This is a genomic window from Serratia sp. CY81684 (assembly GCF_052166595.1).
Lineage (GTDB): Bacteria > Pseudomonadota > Gammaproteobacteria > Enterobacterales > Enterobacteriaceae > Serratia > Serratia nematodiphila.
Genome location: NZ_JBJNOO010000004.1, coordinates 90914 through 107081, shown reverse-complemented (window position 1 = coordinate 107081; position 16168 = coordinate 90914). Strand labels below are relative to the sequence as shown.

Below are 16168 nucleotides of genomic sequence, written 5' to 3'. Positions count from 1 at the left end.
CGGCAGCTCGCCGCGGCGCCAGGGCTGGCTCAATCACGCAGGGGCGCTTATTGCGGCCACTTCATCTCGCCTTTCAGCACTTTCGCGCTCAGTTCCAGGCTCGATTCGTCTTTCAGCGTCGGGTAGTGTTTTTTCATCGCTTCAATCAGCGCGGCGGAATCCTTGGCCTTCGGCAGTTCGGCTTCCAGCGTGGTCAGGTATTTCTGGGTAAAGTGCACCGATGCCAGCGTCGGTGCGGCACCCGGCAGGAAGTGGCCCGGCACGACGACCTGCGGCTTCAGCGCTTCGATGTTTTTCAGCGTCTGCTGCCAGTGCTGGCGCGATTCCACGGTCTGGTTGTCGGCGATCCACGGATGGATATTGTCACCGGCGACCGCGACGCCGCCCACGACCGCTTTCAGCGCCGGGATCCAGACGAAGGTGCGATCGGGGGTCGGGCCGTTCAGGCCTTTCACTTCCACTTTCTGGCCGTCGATGGTGAAGCTGTCGCCCTGCAGCGGCTGCGGCACGATCACGGTTTTCGGCGCGTTGTCTTTCAGGATCGGGCCCCAATAGGCGACTTTGCCGTCTTTGGTGGCGTTGATGTCCTTGATGGTGCCAGGCGAAGCGATGATTTTCGCCTCCGGGAAGGCCGCCTTAATCACGTCCAGACCGAAATAGAAATCCGGGTCTGAGTGGCTGATATAAACGGTGGTCAGCTTCTTGCCGGTCGCCTTGATCTTTTTCACCAGCTCTTCGGCATCGTTACGCTGGAACTGAGCGTCAATCAGCGCCACTTCGTGTTGGCCGCTGACGATTTCGGAAGACACCGGGAACACGCTTTTCTCGCCCGGGTTATACACTTCCATGGTCAGGGTATCGGCAGCGGTGGCGTAGGTGCTCAGGGTGGCGACGCCGGTGAAGGCCAGAGTTAACAGTGATTTCTTAAACATGGGCAGAGGTCCTTAGGTATCGGTTAATGTTGTAACGATGTTAGGTTGCATAAAGCGATAGAAAAACCGGATAATAAGCAATTATTCGTTGCATAAATCGGACTAATCATGGATCGCATTACCGCCGCTGAAGTTTTTGTCACCATCGTCGATCGCGGCAGCATGATCGCCGCCGCGGAAACGCTGGAGATGTCGCGCGCGATGGTGACGCGCTACCTGGCGCAGATGGAGCAATGGGCCGGCGCGCGTTTACTGCACCGCACTACCCGTAAGCTTAGTCTGACCGACGCCGGTGAGCGTACTCTGGAACGTTGCCGACAAATGCTGGCGCTGGCGGGAGAGATCGACCTGGTGGAGGAAGGGCAGAGCGACGAACTGCGCGGCCTGCTGCGCATTACCTGTTCGCAGTCGCTCGGGCAAACGGCGCTGGTGGGGGCGGTCGCTCAGTATCTGAAGCGTCACCCGCAGGTGGCGGTCGATCTGCAGATGAACAACCGGGCGGTGAACCTGGTGGAAGAGCGCATCGATCTGGCGCTGCGCATCACCAACGAGCTGGATCCCAACCTGATCGCCCGTCCGCTGTCCACCTGCGCATCGGTGGTGTGCGCCGCGCCGGCGTATCTGGCGGCACACGGCACCCCGCGCCAACCGCAGGATCTGGCGTTGCACAACTGCCTGACCTACTCCTATTTCGGCAAAAGCCTGTGGCACTTCGATGCTCAGGGGGTGAAATCGGCGGTGGCGGTCAGCGGCAACCTGAGCGCCAACGAGTCGGTGGTGTTGATGGCCGGCACGGTGCAGGGCGCGGGCATTTCCATGCAGCCCTACTATTCGGCGGCCCCGCTGCTGGCCAGCGGCGAACTGGTCGAATTGTTGCCGGATTACCGGCCGCAGTCGATGGGCATCTACGGCATCTACACCTCGCGTCGCCAGATGCCCGCCACCTTGCGCACCATGCTGGACTTTCTGGTGGAGTGGTTCGCCACCGATCCGCAGTGGCAGGCGACGCTGCGCTAAGGTCTCGGCAATATTCCCTGGCCGCTTTCAGCGCCTGACAGCGGCGGCCAGCCGGGCGGAGAAGCGTGCCGCCTGCTGATGCAGATGGTCGATAAAGGCCGTGACCAGCGCCGATGAAGGGCGGTGCAGCGGCCGGATCAGGCTGACGGTGAACGGCACGTCGATGCTGAACGGCCGCACGTGCACGCCGCTGCCGGCATAGTCGAGCGCCGTCAGCGGGTTGACGATCGACACCCCTACGCCGGCTCTTACCATGGCGCACACCGACGCCGCGCTGTGCGTTTCCATCACCATGCGGCGCTCGACGCCCTGCTCGGCGAACAGCGCATCCAGCAAGTGGCGATAGCTGTCGGTGCTCGACAGGCTGATAAAGTTTTGCCCGGCGAAGTCCTGCGGCGTCAGCTGGTCTTTTACCAGCAGCGGGTGGCCCGTCGGCAGCACGCACACTTCGTTCAACGTCATCAGCGTCACCCGTTCGGTGCCCGCCGGCGTGAGGGTGGTTTCCGTCAGCCCGAGATCGTGGCGCTGGGCAGACAGCCACTCTTCCAGCAGCGGCGACTCTTGCGGGATCACGCTGAAGCTGACTTCCGGATAACGTTCGATAAAGGGCTGGCACACCGCCGGCAGCAGCGATTGGGAGAATACCGGCAGGCACACGATCGACAGCTGCGCCTGCTGAAACTGGCGGATGCCGGCGGCGGCGTTGACGATGCGATCGAGGCCGTAATAGGAGCGCTGTACCTCTTCGAACAACCGTAACCCTTGCACGGTGGGGGACAAACGCCCGCGCACCCGGTCGAACAGCTGCAGCCGAATCAGCTTTTCAAAGCGCGCCAGCTCGCGGCTGACGGTCGGTTGCGAGGTTTGCAGCAGGGCTGCCGCCTCGGTCAGGTTGCCGGTGGTCATCACCGCCCGAAAGATTTCGATCTGCCGCAAAGAGATACTGTGCATGGCGAGGCCGCTCGACTGTAGAGAAAGCCATATCATAAATGAATAGACTACGGCTAAATAGATATTTTCCACTCGATTCAGCGTGCGGCACTATGGCTTTATCTGCCGTCATTTTCGAATTGGGAATATCGCCATGCCACGCCCGTTGCACGACACCTCCACCGCGTTGAACGCCGCTAACCTGCTGACCTTACCGCAGCGTTTCGGTTGCCCGGTCTGGGCCTATGATGCGGACATCATCAGCCAGCGCATCGCTCAGCTGCGCCACTTCGACACCATTCGTTTCGCGCAGAAGGCCTGTTCGAACATTCATATTTTGCGCTTGATGCGCGAGCAGGGCGTGAAGGTGGATTCGGTGTCGCTGGGCGAGATCGAACGGGCGCTGCAGGCCGGTTTTCAGCCAGGAGGCGAACCGAGCGAGATCGTGTTTACCGCGGACGTGTTGGATCATGCCACGCTGGCGCGCGTCAGCGAATTGAAGATCCCGGTTAACGCCGGTTCCATCGATATGTTGGATCAGCTCGGCCAGGTTTCCGCAGGGCATCCGGTGTGGCTGCGCATTAACCCGGGGTTTGGCCACGGCCACAGCCAGAAAACCAACACCGGCGGCGAGAACAGCAAGCACGGCATCTGGTATGCCGACCTGCCGCAGGCGGTGGAGAAAATTCGCCGCTACGGCCTGAAGCTGATCGGCGTGCATATGCATATCGGCTCCGGCGTCGATTACCAGCATCTGGAGCGGGTCTGCGATGCGATGGTGCAGCAGGTGATCGATCTCGGTCATGACATCAGCGCCATTTCCGCCGGCGGTGGCCTGTCTATCCCGTATCAGTACGGCGAAGAGGCGATCGATACCGAACACTATTTCGGTTTGTGGAACCGGGCGCGTGAACGCATCGCCGCGCATCTGGGGCATCCGGTACAGCTGGAGATCGAACCCGGGCGTTTCCTGATGGCGGAAGCGGGCGTCTTGGTGGCCGAAGTGCGGGCGGTAAAAGACATGGGCAGCCGCCACTTCGTGCTGGTGGACGCCGGTTTTAACGATCTGATGCGCCCGGCGATGTACGGCAGTTACCACCATATTTCGCTGTTGCCGGCCGATGGGCGCGATACCTCGGGGCAAGCGCTGCGCGACACGGTGATCGCCGGGCCGTTGTGCGAATCCGGCGACGTGTTTACCCAGCAGGCGGGCGGCGGCGTGGAAACCCGCGAGCTGCCGCCGGTGCAGATCGGCGATTATCTGGTGTTCCACGATACCGGCGCCTACGGCGCGTCGATGTCCTCCAACTACAACAGCCGTCCGCTGTTGCCCGAAGTGCTGTTCGAAAACGGCGAGCCGCGTTTGATCCGCCGCCGCCAAACCATCGAAGAACTGATCGCGCTGGAACTTATCTGATCAGCGGGCGGGCGCCTGGCGCCCGCTTCACAGCGTCATGCGGCGGTGCTGGCCATTGGGCAATTGCACATCCAGCGACAGCGTGCCGCCCATCGCCTCGATATAGCGTTTGAGCGACGACAGTTTGATTTCGCTGCCGCGCTTTTCCAAATTGGCGACGGAGGGTTGGCTGATGCCGAGCCGCTTCGCCAATTCAACCTGAGAAACCGCCAACTCTTCCCTCAGCATCGCCAGCCGCAGCTCGAAAATCTCCTGATCCGCTTTTTGCCTGGCGGCGGCAACGACGGCGGGATCGAGTTTATCGATCAGTTGGGATAAAGGTTTGGCCATCTGCATTACCTCCGGGTTGCCAGATAATGTGAAAACTCCATGGCGGCGATGGGCAACATGCGCTGGTAAAAGCGTTTGTCGCCGGTTTTATCGCCGCCGCACAGCAATACCGCTTGCCGCTGTGGATCAAAGGCGAAAAACACCCTGAAAGGGCGCCCGCGATGTTGAATGCGCAGCTCCTTCAACTGCCGGACCGCGTCGGAAAAATGCAGCGTATCGGCATGCGGCCGCGCCAATTGCGGACCGAACGTCTGCAATTTGTAGATCGCCGCCAGGATGCTTGTTTGCTGGGCGTTGTTGAGCGCTAAAAACCAGTCGTCAAACCGTTCGACGGTCACCACTTGCCACATGACGCGCTCCGAATATAGCGTTTATGCTATATAGTGTAAAGGTTATTGTGCCAACAATATGCACGAACGCTGGGAGCGGAAAAAATCCAAAAGCGGGAAATGCGGCGGGCTGCGCAATCTGAGCGCATGGGTGACGGCTCACCCATGCGGCGGCGGGAATTACGGCTGTTCGTGTGCGTTGTTGAGGGTGGCGACCGAGTGGCGGCGCACCAGCGTCGGGCTGAACATGTTGGTGATTTCCGGCAGCGGTTGCCGGTTGGCCAGCGCCAGCGCCAGCTCCGCCGCCTGGGTCGCCATCGCCACGATCGGGTAGCGAATGGTGGTCAGGCGCGGCCGAAGATAGCGCGAAATCAGCACGTCGTCGAAACCGATCAGCGAAATTTCCCCCGGTACGTCGACGCTGTTATCGCTCAGCACCGACAGCGCGCCGGCGGCCATCGGATCGTTGTAGCAGGTAATGGCGGAGAACGAACGGCCGCGGCCGAGCAATTCGGTCATCGCCTGTTCGCCGCCGATCTCGTCCGGTTCGCCGTAGGCGATCAGCTTTTCATCCACCGCAATGCCGTGTTCCCGCAGCGCGTCGAGATAGCCCTGCAGACGATCGGTGGCGTCGGAAATCTGGTGGGTGGAGCAGATGATGGCGATGCGCTGATGCCCTTGCTGGATCAGATGACGGGTTGCCAGCCAGGCGCCGTAGCGATCGTCGAGCGCCACGCAGCGCGTTTCGAAGCCCGGCAGCGTGCGGTTGATCAGCACCATGCCCGGGATCTGTTGCATCCAGCCGCAAAGTTCCTGATCGCTCAGCCTTTTGGCGTGCACCACCAGCGCTTCGCAGCGGTGCCTCACCAGCTGTTCAATCGCCTGACGCTCTTTTTCGGCGTCGTGGTAACCGTTGCCAATCAGCAGAAAATTGTGGGTGGCGTAGGCCACTTGCTCGACCGCTTTGACCATCGCGCCGAAGAAGGGATCGGAAACGTCGGAGACGATCAGCCCCAGCGTCTCGGTGGATTGCTGAGCCAGCGCCCGAGCGTTGGCGTTAGGGTGATACTGCAGCTGTTCCATCGCGGCCTGCACCGCGGTGCGCGACCCTTCGCTGGCCTTGGGGGAATTGTTTATCACGCGGGATACCGTGGCCACGGAAACCCCCGCCAGCCTGGCAACATCCTTTATCGTAGCCATATCAGTCAACACATCCTGGGTAATCGCTTACATCCCCCAGTTTTGCGGAAAAAAACCGGGGCTGCAAGCGGTCTCGTGCGCAACTTGTGGCGGCGGTTGCAGAATCTCTTCGAGTCTGTACGCATAACCAACTGCTACCGAACGATAGCGCAATTTGTACGTTGGCACCGGCGGTGGGCTGAGGTAACGTCTGTGCATTCCGATTTGCGCCGAGAACGCCATGTCCATTAAACGCTATCCGCAGCTCGCCCATTGGGGCGCTTATACCGCCGTGGTTGAAGACGGCCGGCTTATCCGTTGTGAACCCTTCGTCGACGATCCCGACCCTTCGCCGCTGCTCGATTCCATCGCGCCGATGGTTTACTCCGACAAACGCATTCGCAAGCCGGCGGTGCGCCGCTCGTGGCTGCAAAAGCGCGAGGGCAGCGACCGTACGCTGCGCGGCAGGGAAGATTTCGTCGAGGTGGACTGGGAATTGGCGCTCGATTTGGTGGCGCAGGAGAATCGTCGGGTGCGCGAGCGCTACGGCGCCTCCGGGTTGTTTACCGGCTCTTATGGCTGGTCGTCTGCCGGGCGGCTGCACCATGCCCGCTCGCTGGTGCGGCGGTTCTATTTCAGCGGCGGCGGCGGGGTCGATCAGCAGGGCAACTACAGCTGGGGCGCAGCGCAGTTCTTTCTGCCGTATGTGATCGGCACTTTCTCGCCGTTGACCGGGCGCGTCACCAGTTGGCCGAGCGTGGTGGAGCATTGCGAGCTGTTTGTGGCGTTTGGTGGGTTGGCGCTGAAAAACGCTCAGGTCTCTTCCGGCGGCGCGGCGGAACATGCGCTCAAGCCCTGGCTGCAAAAGCTGGCGCGCAAGGGCACGCCGGTGGTCAACATCAGCCCGATGCGCGATGATTGCCCCGAGTTCGTCAATGCGGAATGGATCCCGATCCGGCCGAATACCGACGTGGCGCTGATGCTGGCGCTGGCTTACGAAATCCAGCGGCTGGGCGCGCAGGATGAAGACTTCCTGCACAGCCACTGCGTGGGTTATCAACAGTTGGCGGATTACCTGAACGGCGTGAGCGACGGCGTGGCGAAAACGCCGGCCTGGGCCAGCGCCATCACCGGCATTCCGACGGCGCGCATAGCGCTGCTGGCGCGGCAGCTGATCGGCGTGCGCAGTTTTATCACCTGTTCCTACTCCGTGCAGCGCGCGCATCGTGGCGAGCAACCGTACTGGATGATGATCGCGCTGTCGTCGATGCTGGGCCAGGTGGGGCTGCCGGGCGGCGGTTTCTCGTTCGGCCACGGCTCGATGAACGGCGTCGGCAATCCACGCGTGGATACCCCCGCGCCGACCATGCCGGTAGGGGATAACCCGGCCGGGCTGGCGATCCCGGTGGCGCGCATCTGCGACATGCTGCTGCACCCCGGCGAAGCCTATCAATTTTGCGGCGAGACGCGGCATTATCCGGATATCCATCTGGTGCACTGGGCCGGCGGCAACCCGTTCCATCATCATCAGCAGTTGAATCGGCTGGTGGAGGGCTGGCAGAAGCCGGATACGGTGATCGTCCAAGATATCTGGTGGACGGCGGCGGCCAAGATGGCGGATATCGTGTTGCCGGTCACCAGTTCGCTGGAGCGCAACGACATCGGCGGCTCGTCGCGCGATCGCTACGTGCTGGCGATGCATCAGGCCATTGCGCCGCAGCATCAGGCGCGCAACGATTTCGATATCTTCGCCGATCTGGCCGAGCGTCTCGGTTATCGCGAGCGCTTTACCGAAAACTGCGATGAGCGCGCCTGGATCGAAGCTATCTATCGGCAATGCGGCGCAGCGCAGCAGCGCGCCGGCGTCGCCTGGCCCGAGTTTGAGGCGTTCTGGCAACGGGGCTATGTCGAGCTGCCCGCGCCGGCCAAAGAGTTTGTATTTTTTGACGCGTTTCGCGCCGATCCCCAGGTTAACCCGCTGCAAACGCCCAGCGGCAAGATCGAATTGTTCAGCGAGCGGATCGCCGGCTATCGCTACGAAGATTTCGCTCCGCATCCGCAGTGGCGGCCGCCGGTGGAGTGGCTGGGTGCGCCGCAGGCCAAAAACTGGCCGCTGCACCTGATCTCCATTCAGCCGAGCGATCGCCTGCATAGCCAGATGGATCCGGCGCCGCTGGCGCAGGGCAACAAGACCGCCGGGCGCGAAACCCTGTATATGCATCCGGACGATGCGGCGCCGCGCGGCGTGGCGGACGGCGCCGAAGTGCTGGTCAGCAATGCGCGCGGCAGCTGTCTGGCGGGGGTATCGCTCACCGATGGTGTGACGCGCGGCGTGGTGCTGATGGCGACCGGTGCCTGGTTCGAGCCGGGTTTCGACGCGCAGCGCCGGCCGCTCGAGCAGGCGGGCAACCCGAATGTGCTGACGCTGGATATCGGCACCTCGCCGCTGACGCAGGGGCCGAACGCCATGAGCTGTCTGGTCGAGGTCAGCGCGCGATGAGTGAAGATTTCACGTCTGGGTCACTGGCTCGTCGTTGTTATATTTATTTTTTCGTCGCTGCGGGAAGGTTTAAGTTTCATTGAGTTATTACAGCAGATCGCGGGAAATTTACAGCTGGTTGCATTTGGAGCAGAACTCTTGCGATTCGACGGTAGTTTCCTGCACGCCATCTCTCTAGAGTAGGTGATCCCAGAGGTATTGATTGGTGAGAAATCAGCATATTCTGTATGTTGAAGCCATTTTCAATTGCACCAACCTACGCGGATGCGTAGGTTTTTTTTTGCCTGCCATATAGTATTCTTTTCCCTACAACGATTTACGCCTCCATGGCCAAGGGAGAAGGGCATGATCTTTTCACTGCTGCGCGCGCTGTTTCGCCTGTTGTTTCGGGTACGGGTCGAAGGGGACGTCCAGCACTTCGAACGGCAAAAATTACTGATTACGCCGAACCACGTCTCTTTCCTCGACGGCGTACTGCTGGCGCTGTTCCTGCCGATAAAACCGGTGTTTGCGGTCTATGCCAGCATCGGCGAGAGCTGGTTTATGCGCTGGCTGCGGCCTTACATCGATTTCGTCTCGCTCGATCCCACCAAGCCGATGGCCATCAAGCAGCTGGTGCGCATGGTCGAACAGGGGCGGCCGATCGTGGTGTTCCCTGAAGGGCGCATCACCGTAACCGGCGCGCTGATGAAAATCTACGACGGCGCGGCGTTTATCGCCGCCAAATCGGGCGCCACCGTGGTGCCGGTGCGGATCGACGGCCCCGAATTCAGCCCGTTCGGCCGCATGGCCGGGGTGTTCAAGATCCGCTGGTTTCCGCAAATCAGCATCCGCATCTTGCCGCCGACCACGCTACCGATGCCGGAGGCGCCGCGTGCGCGCGAGCGTCGGGCGCTGGCGGGCGATCGGCTGATGCAGATCATGATGCGGGCGCGCATGGAGACGCGCGAACCGCAGACGCTGTTCCATGCCTTGCTGGCGGCGCAGCAGCGCTATGGGCGCCGCAAGCCCTGTATCGAAGACATCGCTTTCAAAGAGGACAGCTACCAAACGCTGATCAAGAAATCGCTGGGCGTCAGCCGCATTCTGCAGCGCTTTACCGCCGAAGGGGAGCACGTCGGGCTGCTGTTGCCCAACGCCACCATCACCGCAGCGGCGATCTTCGGCGCTTCGCTGCGCAACCGCATTCCGGCGATGCTCAACTACACCGCCGGCGTCAACGGCCTGAACAGCGCGATGACCGCCGCCGGCATCAAGACCATCGTCACCTCGCGCCAGTTCCTGGAGAAGGGCAAGCTGACCCACCTGCCGGAACAGGTGCCGCAGGCTAACTGGGTGTATCTGGAAGATCTGAAAGATACGGTCACGCTGGCGGATAAGCTGTGGATCCTGCGGCACTTGCTGCAACCGCAGCGCGCGGCGTTGCCGCAACGCCCGGAGGACGCGGCGCTGATCTTGTTCACTTCCGGCTCCGAAGGCCACCCCAAGGGCGTGGTGCATTCGCATGCCAGCCTGCTGGCCAACGTAGAACAAATTCGCACCATCGCCGATTTCACGCCGCGCGACCGTTTCATGTCATCGCTGCCATTGTTCCACTCGTTCGGCCTGACGGTGGGGCTGCTGACGCCGCTTCTTACCGGCAGCCGCATTTTCCTCTACCCCAGCCCGCTGCACTATCGCGTGGTGCCGGAGTTGGTGTATGACCGTAACTGCACGGTGCTGTTCGGCACGGCGACCTTCCTCAACAACTATGCGCGCTTCGCGCATCCGTATGATTTCGCCCGCCTGCGCTATGTGGTGGCCGGCGCGGAGAAACTGGCGGACAGCACCAAACAGATCTATCAGGATAAATACGGCATCCGCATTCTGGAAGGCTATGGCGTGACCGAGTGCGCGCCGGTGGTGTCGATCAACGTGCCGCTGGCAACCAAGGTGGGCACCGTTGGCCGCATCATGCCGCAGATGGAGGCGCGTTTGATCGCGGTGCCGGGCATCGATAACGGCGGCCGCCTGCAGCTGAAGGGGCCGAATATCATGAAAGGCTATCTGCGGGTTGAACGTCCCGGTGAGCTGGAACCGCCGGCGGCGGAAGATGCGAACGGTGTGCTGCAGCCGGGTTGGTATGATACCGGCGATATCGTCAGCCTGGATGAGCAGGGTTACTGCACCATTCGCGGACGCGTGAAGCGCTTCGCCAAGCTGGCGGGCGAGATGGTGTCGCTGGAGAGCGTCGAATTGCTGGCGCAACGGCTGTCGCCGGAAAAACTGCATGCCGCCACGGTCAAAAGCGACAGCAGCAAAGGCGAGGCGCTGGTGCTGTTCACCACCGATCCCGCTATTACCCGCGAGGCATTGCTGCGGGTGGCGCGCGAGCTGGGCAGCCCGGAGCTGGCGGTGCCGCGCGATATTCGCCTGTTGAAAACGCTGCCGGTGCTCGGCAGCGGCAAACCTGATTTCGTCACCCTGCGTCATATGGCCGAACAGCCGGAGAGTGCCTGATGAATCCTTCGACCGAATCCCCTTTGTTGTCACGCGGCATGATCGCCGTGATCAGCGCGCAGTTCCTCTCGGCGTTCGGCGACAATGCGTTGCTGTTCGCCACGCTGGCGCTGATCAAGCAGCAGCTGTATCCGGACTGGAGCCAGCCGATCCTGCAGATGGCCTTCGTCGCCACCTACATCATCCTGGCGCCGTTTGTCGGCCAGGTGGCCGACAGCTTCGCCAAAGGGCGGGTGATGATGTTCGCCAACGCGCTGAAGCTGGCGGGGGCGTTGGTGATCTGTTTTGGGGGGAACCCGTTTCTGGGTTACAGCCTGGTCGGCGTGGGGGCCGCCGCGTATTCTCCGGCCAAATACGGCATTCTGGGCGAGATCACCAGCGGCGAGAAGCTGGTCAAGGCCAACGGCCTGATGGAGGCCTCGACCATCGCCGCCATTCTGACCGGTTCGGTGGCCGGCGGTATTCTGGCGGACTGGCACGTGGTCGCGGCGCTGGCGGCCTGCGCGTTGGTTTACGCGGGGGCGGTGGTCGCTAACCTGTATATTCCACGTCTGGCGGCGGCGCGCCCAGGGGCTTCATGGCGGCCGCGGGCCATGACGAACAGTTTCTTTACCGCCTGCGTCACATTATGGCGCGATGGGCAGACGCGTTTCTCATTGATTGGCACCAGCCTGTTTTGGGGGGCCGGCGTGACGCTGCGTTTTCTGTTGGTGCTGTGGGTGCCGGTGGCGCTTGGCATCGCCGATAACGCCACGCCGACGCTGCTGAACGCCATGGTGGCCGTCGGCATCGTGGTGGGCGCGGGTGCCGCCGCGCGCTTCGTCACGCTTAGGACGGTGAAACGCTGCATGCCGGCCGGGATCCTTATCGGCGTCGCGGTCGCGGTGTTTGCGCTGCAAACGACCATGCTCAATGCCTACGTCTTGCTGGCGATCATCGGCATGCTGGGGGGCTTCTTCGTGGTGCCGCTCAATGCGTTGCTGCAGGAGCGGGGCAAACATTCGGTCGGCGCCGGCAATGCGATCGCGGTGCAAAACCTGGGTGAAAACGCTGCCATGTTGCTGATGCTGGGCCTGTATTCTTTGGTCGTGAAGCTGGGCGTGCCGGTGGTGGGCGTCGGCGTAGGGTTTGGCGTGGTGTTTGCGCTGGCGATTAGCGCATTGTGGTGGTCTCAGCGGCGGTGAAACGGGGCGCAGCCTGGCTGCGCCCTCAGGGGGATTAAGGCGCCGGAATGGTAAACCGGGTGTGGATTTCTTCGAGCGCCTGCAGCACGTCCTCATCCAGAATCACGTCGAGGCTGTCGAGGTTGATTTTCAACTGATCCACCGAGGTGGCGCCCAGCAGAGTGCTGGCGACGAACGGCTGCTGACGCACGAAGGCCAAGGCCATCTGCGAAGGATCCAGCCCGTGTTTTTTGGCCAGCGCCACGTATTCGGCGATCGCCAACTGGGTTTGCTGCCCTGAATAACGGTTGAAGCGGGTGAACAGCGTATTGCGCGCGCCGGCCGGTTTTGCGCCGTTGAGGTATTTACCGCTCAGGGTGCCGAACGCCAGGCTGGAATAGGCCAGCAGTTCCACCCCTTCGTGCTGGCTGATCTCGGCCAGGCCAATCTCAAAGCTGCGGTTCAGCAGGCTGTACGGGTTTTGAATCGACACGATGCGTGGCAGCTCATGTTTCTCCGCCAGCTGCAGGTAGCGCATCACGCCCCAGGGCGTTTCATTGGAAACCCCGATATAGCGGATCTTGCCGGCGCGCACCTGCTCGGTCAGCGCCTCCAGCGTTTCCAACAGCGTGACCGTAGCTTTGTCGTCGGTGTATTGATAGTTGAGTTTGCCAAAGCAGTTGGTGGCGCGCTGCGGCCAGTGCAATTGATAAAGATCGAGATAATCGGTGTTCAGCCGTTTGAGGCTGGCGTCCAGCGCGGTGCGGATGTTTTTGCGATCGAGCGCCTGCTGCGGGCGGATGCTGCTGTCGGTGCCGCGCACCGGGCCCGAAACTTTGCTGGCCAGGACGATTTTTTCGCGATTACCGCGCGCCTTGATCCAACTGCCGATATAGCTCTCGGTCAGGCCCTGGGTTTCCGGGCGAGGCGGCACCGGGTACAGTTCGGCGGTGTCTATCAGGTTCACGCCTGCGGCCAATGCATAGTCCAGTTGCGCATGGGCGTCGGCTTCGCTGTTCTGTTCGCCAAAGGTCATGGTGCCCAGTCCCAGCACGCTCACTTCTAAAGAACTGTGGGGAATACGGTGGTATTGCATTAACGGCCTTCCTTTCTTGTTAGCGCTGACGGGCCGCGCGGCCCGGTGAAACAGGAGCCCAATTCAGAAGACGGCGCAAAGTCCGTCGGGCGGCGATGTCGCCTTTCCTGACTATAACCAAGCGGTGAAGATGGGGGAAGTGGATTCAGTGCGGAGACGAATGAGGGCTACCGCGCTTGAACGGACGATAGCCGGCGAGCGGTGATTAGCGTTCGATAACCTGGGAAACCTGATCGCCGTTGATCTGGCGGTGGTTGCCTTTCTCGTCTTTATAACTGATGAGTCCGGTGTCTTCGTCGATCTCTGGTTTGCCTTGCGTCAGGATCATGTTGCCGTCTTTGGTCGCCATGACGTAGTCGCTGGAACATCCCGCCAAACCGGCCGCCATCACCAGCGCAGACACTGCCATTACCCACTTTTTCATCCTGCGGATCCTCGATTATGCAAAAACAATGTTCTTTCAAGATTAGCAAACTCTTGGCCGGGGGCGTCTCAGATAAGTCTTTATCTGATAAGAAAAACTGAAATGAGGGGGCAACGAAACGGCGGAAGCCGCCGATGGCGGCCTCCGCGCAGGGTTATTCCGGCGAACGGTTTTTCTTGCTGCGCATCAGATTGAGCGCTTCTACCGACATGGAGAAGAACATGGCGAAGTAGATGTAGCCTTTCGGCACGTGCACCTGGAAGCTTTCCAGCATCAGCGTGAAGCCCACCAGGATCAGGAACGCCAGCGCCAGCATTTTTACCGACGGATGGCGGTTGACGAACTCGCCGATCGGCCGGGCGGCGAACATCATCACGCCGACGGCAATCACCACCGCCGCCATCATGATGAACAGATGGTCGGAAAGGCCCACGGCGGTAATCACCGAATCCAGACTGAAGATGATATCCAACAGCATGATCTGTACGATCGCGCCGAAGAAGCTGTGCACCTTGGTGTGGTGCTCTTCTTCCGACCCTTCGATGGTTTCGTGGATCTCTTTGCTGGCTTTCCAGATCAGGAACAGTCCCCCCAGCAGCAGGATCAGATCGCGGGCGGAAATGGCGTGATCCAGCACGGTGAACAGCGGGTGCGTCAAGCGGATCACCCAGGCGATGGAGGCCAGCAGCGCCAGGCGCATCAGCATGGCGGCGGCCAAGCCCATTCGGCGAGCTTTGTTCTGTTGCGCTTTGGGCAGCTTCGCCACCACCAGCGACAGAAAAATGATGTTATCAATACCCAGTACGATCTCAAGAATGGTTAGCGTACCTAACGCTAACCAGGCATTGGGATCCATAATCCATTCGAACATTGCCCGACACACCTTAATACTTAATAAATGCAAAGGGTGAATTATACGCGTTTATCGTGGCGCTGACAGGGCTAGCTAAACCAGAGTTAAACGAAATCGCTTAGATTGAGAAATGTCTTGCCAGCAGCGCGCCGGTAAAACCCTTTTTCAGATAGAAACCGCGCGGCAGCGTCATGATAGGTTGCCCCTGTTCGCCGATGGCTTCGGTGAGCGCCTTGTTGTTGGCCGCTTTGGGGCGCAGTTGCAGCACTTCGCCGTGGCGTGCGGTGATGCGTTCTACGTGACCGAGCACAATCAGATCCATCAGCTCTTCCCAATCGCGGCGCAGCATCTCTTCTTCTGCAGCGCTCGGGCTCCATAGCAGCGGCGAACCGACGCGGCGCTGCGCCAGAGGGATTTGCCGTTCGCCCTCTACCGGTATCCACAACACGCGCGCCAGCTTGTGGCGAACGTGGCTGCTGGCCCAAGTGACGCCGCTGTTGCCGGTGAGCGGGGCGACGCAGACGAAAGTGGTCTCCAGCGGTTTGCCGGCGGCGTCGACAGGAATGGTTTTCAGCTCAATGCCCAGCTCAGGAAAATCCTGTTCCGGTTTACTGCCGGCCATGGCACCGAGGTACAGCTCCAGCAGCATGCCCACCCAGCCTTTGTCGCGTTTCAGATCCTTGGGGATCGGCAACTGCGCGCGGGCGGCCAGTTCGCCAAAACTGAAGCCGGCCAGCGCCTGAGCGCGCTCGAACAGCTGCCGTTCATTTTCCGGCGGGGGCGGCAGAGGGGATAAAAATGCCATAAATCAAGCCTGTCGAATTTGGTTGAAAAACGTACTGCAATTATACACGGCGAGCAATAACCGCTATCGCCTGGGGAAAAGAATAATAGTAGCATGATTTTACATGACTTTTTTTCTTTCCTTGCGCGGGCGACAATGCACTTGCGGGGCTTGTTCACCTGAAGCCACCGACAATAAACAGGATCTTACACCTATTTATCCACAGATTTATGGGATAACCCAAATTTTTACCGATCACTGGTTCAATTTACAGCCTTGACTCAGGCGGATTTTTACGAATTTGTCCGTTTTGTGCGTAACTTGCCCGGATAATCTGTGGATAAAAACGGCGTTGGTGGATCTTTCGCCAGGGTAAGATCCTTACCGTGCATAGATCACATTTTTGCCCTGTGCATCACTGTGAGATATTGGTTAACTATATGTTTTTAAGTTTAATATTTGTTTTTAGGTATGAGGGGGGATTTTAGGGGACGAGAGTTTTACCGGCTTATCCCTCGAGTTCTGCACACACCTATCCACAGAAAAAGTGAATAAAACCGGTCTGAAAGGCTGGGGTATGTTTATAACTTTGCCTATATCTGTGAGTTATCCCAATGTTATCCGGCCCGCAGCGCCGTAAAGCAGTGGTTTACCGCCTGTAGCTTGTGTGAAACAATCAGGACATCTATGCGAATTTAAGCTTATCGAGGTAGTC

Annotated in this window: 14 protein-coding genes; 5 read left to right on the top strand and 9 right to left on the bottom strand. The window is 60.3% G+C overall.

Annotated elements, in window-relative coordinates; all coding sequences use genetic code 11:
* Positions 1 to 47: 47 nt before the first annotated feature.
* Positions 48 to 932, bottom strand: coding sequence for an MBL fold metallo-hydrolase (locus ACJ8QF_RS15530; RefSeq protein WP_442537669.1), 885 nt, complete (start codon positions 930 to 932; stop codon positions 48 to 50).
* Between the two features lie 108 nt (positions 933 to 1040).
* Between ACJ8QF_RS15530 and ACJ8QF_RS15525 the strand changes: the two genes are divergently transcribed.
* Positions 1041 to 1949, top strand: a complete 909-nt coding sequence (locus tag ACJ8QF_RS15525; protein ID WP_015378928.1) for a LysR family transcriptional regulator — start codon at positions 1041 to 1043, stop codon at positions 1947 to 1949.
* A 27-nt stretch (positions 1950 to 1976) separates the two neighbouring features.
* Here ACJ8QF_RS15525 and ACJ8QF_RS15520 read toward each other — a convergent pair whose 3' ends face one another.
* Positions 1977 to 2900 (bottom strand): LysR family transcriptional regulator, encoded by a 924-nt coding sequence (locus tag ACJ8QF_RS15520; protein ID WP_016929930.1) that lies wholly within the window; start codon positions 2898 to 2900, stop codon positions 1977 to 1979.
* Between the two features lie 133 nt (positions 2901 to 3033).
* On the opposite strand from ACJ8QF_RS15520, the gene lysA reads away from it, so the two are divergent.
* The gene (gene lysA, locus ACJ8QF_RS15515; RefSeq protein WP_265261390.1) at positions 3034 to 4296 is read left to right on the top strand and encodes a diaminopimelate decarboxylase; all 1263 of its coding nucleotides are present in this window, start codon (positions 3034 to 3036) and stop codon (positions 4294 to 4296) included.
* A 27-nt stretch (positions 4297 to 4323) separates the two neighbouring features.
* Here the strand turns inward: lysA and ACJ8QF_RS15510 are convergent, their stop codons facing one another.
* The 3 genes from ACJ8QF_RS15510 to galR all read right to left on the bottom strand — a co-directional run bounded on the left by ACJ8QF_RS15510 (position 4324) and on the right by galR (position 6155).
* Positions 4324 to 4626, bottom strand: coding sequence for a helix-turn-helix domain-containing protein (locus ACJ8QF_RS15510; RefSeq protein WP_004931828.1), 303 nt, complete (start codon positions 4624 to 4626; stop codon positions 4324 to 4326).
* A gap of 5 nt (positions 4627 to 4631) precedes the next feature.
* Positions 4632 to 4976 carry a type II toxin-antitoxin system RelE/ParE family toxin gene (locus ACJ8QF_RS15505; protein WP_004931830.1) on the bottom strand — a complete coding sequence of 115 codons (345 nt, stop codon included), beginning with the start codon at positions 4974 to 4976 and terminating at the stop codon, positions 4632 to 4634.
* 159 nt (positions 4977 to 5135) lie between these two features.
* Positions 5136 to 6155, bottom strand: a complete 1020-nt coding sequence (galR, locus tag ACJ8QF_RS15500) for an HTH-type transcriptional regulator GalR (RefSeq protein WP_004931832.1) — start codon at positions 6153 to 6155, stop codon at positions 5136 to 5138.
* 220 nt (positions 6156 to 6375) lie between these two features.
* On the opposite strand from galR, the gene ACJ8QF_RS15495 reads away from it, so the two are divergent.
* From ACJ8QF_RS15495 to lplT, 3 genes are all read left to right on the top strand, one after another.
* On the top strand, positions 6376 to 8634 hold the full coding sequence (locus ACJ8QF_RS15495) for a molybdopterin guanine dinucleotide-containing S/N-oxide reductase (RefSeq protein WP_442537668.1): 2259 nt from the start codon (positions 6376 to 6378) through the stop codon (positions 8632 to 8634).
* Between the two features lie 345 nt (positions 8635 to 8979).
* On the top strand, positions 8980 to 11133 hold the full coding sequence (aas, locus tag ACJ8QF_RS15490; RefSeq protein WP_265261391.1) for a bifunctional acyl-ACP--phospholipid O-acyltransferase/long-chain-fatty-acid--ACP ligase: 2154 nt from the start codon (positions 8980 to 8982) through the stop codon (positions 11131 to 11133).
* Positions 11133 to 12317 carry a lysophospholipid transporter LplT gene (gene lplT / locus ACJ8QF_RS15485; protein ID WP_049186871.1) on the top strand — a complete coding sequence of 395 codons (1185 nt, stop codon included), beginning with the start codon at positions 11133 to 11135 and terminating at the stop codon, positions 12315 to 12317. The genes aas and lplT overlap by 1 nt, the downstream gene beginning before the upstream one ends.
* A 34-nt stretch (positions 12318 to 12351) precedes the next feature.
* Here lplT and ACJ8QF_RS15480 read toward each other — a convergent pair whose 3' ends face one another.
* The 4 genes from ACJ8QF_RS15480 to mutH form a co-directional block, all read right to left on the bottom strand.
* A complete protein-coding gene (locus ACJ8QF_RS15480; protein ID WP_049186872.1) occupies positions 12352 to 13392 on the bottom strand; it encodes an NADP(H)-dependent aldo-keto reductase in 1041 nt (346 codons plus the stop codon).
* Between the two features lie 205 nt (positions 13393 to 13597).
* Complete coding sequence (locus ACJ8QF_RS15475; protein WP_004931843.1) at positions 13598 to 13816, bottom strand: YgdI/YgdR family lipoprotein; 219 nt, start codon at positions 13814 to 13816, stop codon at positions 13598 to 13600.
* A gap of 154 nt (positions 13817 to 13970) precedes the next feature.
* Complete coding sequence (locus ACJ8QF_RS15470; protein WP_004931845.1) at positions 13971 to 14687, bottom strand: TerC family protein; 717 nt, start codon at positions 14685 to 14687, stop codon at positions 13971 to 13973.
* Positions 14688 to 14787: 100 nt separating this feature from the next.
* Complete coding sequence (gene mutH / locus ACJ8QF_RS15465) at positions 14788 to 15474, bottom strand: DNA mismatch repair endonuclease MutH (protein WP_033644848.1); 687 nt, start codon at positions 15472 to 15474, stop codon at positions 14788 to 14790.
* Between the last annotated feature and the right edge of the window lie 694 nt (positions 15475 to 16168).